The sequence below is a fragment of the Arthrobacter sp. Y3225116 genome (genome assembly GCF_059091245.1).
Window position 1 is genome coordinate 1 of the sequence record NZ_JBNHGL010000478.1, and the last position, 978, is coordinate 978.

The following is a 978-nucleotide window of genomic DNA, read 5'->3' on the forward strand; positions in this document are numbered from 1 at the left end:
CACGGCGGCGAATTCCTCGTCGCCCGGTTCGAACGCGAAGTACTCCCAGTCCCCGGTCTTGTCCGCCAGCAACACGGCCGGGTGTCCGTCGACCTCTACGAGTGGCAGGCCGACCGCCAGCGCCGCCGGTTCAGCGCGGCCGGCATCAGCGGCGGCGTCCTGCGAAGCAGCACGGAGGAACAAGATCCGGCGCACAACGCGCTGATGGAAGCGGCGGGCGCCACGGTGGTCCGCTACTTCACCGAAATGACCCGGCCGCTGGAGGAGATTCCGGACGCGCCGCTGCCGCAGGGCTTCGTGTTTGTGGACCTGGACCCGGGCGACAGCGACGCCGTGCGGCTCGCCCACAACGAGGCGTTCGCGGACCACTGGGGCAGCGAGCCGAGGGACGAGCGCCGGTGGAAGACCCTGGTGCAGCACCCGGAGACCAGGCCGGAGTGGAGCATGTCGGTGGTGGAGGCCGCCTCCGGCGAGACGGTGGCGTACCAGGTGGCCAGCTTTGATCCTCGGTACAAGCTGCAGTCAGGGTATGACGAAGGCTTCACGAACCTCCTCGGCGTCCGCAGGCCGTGGCGCGGCCGCGGGCTTGCCCAATCGCTGCTGGCCGAAGCGATGCGCCGGTTCCGGGCCGGCGGGATGGCACACGCCGGGCTGGGCGTGGACACCGAGAACCCCAGCGGGGCGCTGGCCCTCTACACCCGGATGGGCTACCAGCCGACCAAGCGCTACCTGGACTATGAACTGCCGCTGACCTGACGCAGGCGGGGGGAGGGCCCCGACACCGTGCACCCCCGACGTCGTGCACCGCGGCCGGGCGGCGGCTACGCCCCGACGTCGTGCAGGTGATGCGTGACGTCGTGCAGGAAGTAGCTGCCGAGCGTGACGACGGTGAAAGCCGAACCGTTGCTGCGCCGGCCGCGGCGGTCCCACTCGGCCGGGGTCACCGCATTGAAGCCGGCCGCGACCTCCGCGGCCGCC

The 978-nt window shown here is 71.3% G+C and carries 1 protein-coding gene and 1 pseudogene; one reads left to right on the forward strand and one right to left on the reverse strand.

Annotation, left to right across the window (positions count from 1 at the left end; all coding sequences use genetic code 11):
* A partial coding sequence (locus AC5RV2_RS18435; protein ID WP_494093529.1) for a GNAT family N-acetyltransferase occupies window positions 1-756 on the forward strand: 756 nt, incomplete at its 5' end.
* 65 nt (window positions 757-821) lie between these two features.
* Here the strand turns inward: AC5RV2_RS18435 and AC5RV2_RS18440 are convergent.
* Window positions 822-978 (reverse strand): annotated as a pseudogene (locus AC5RV2_RS18440) (DinB family protein); the annotation flags it as partial.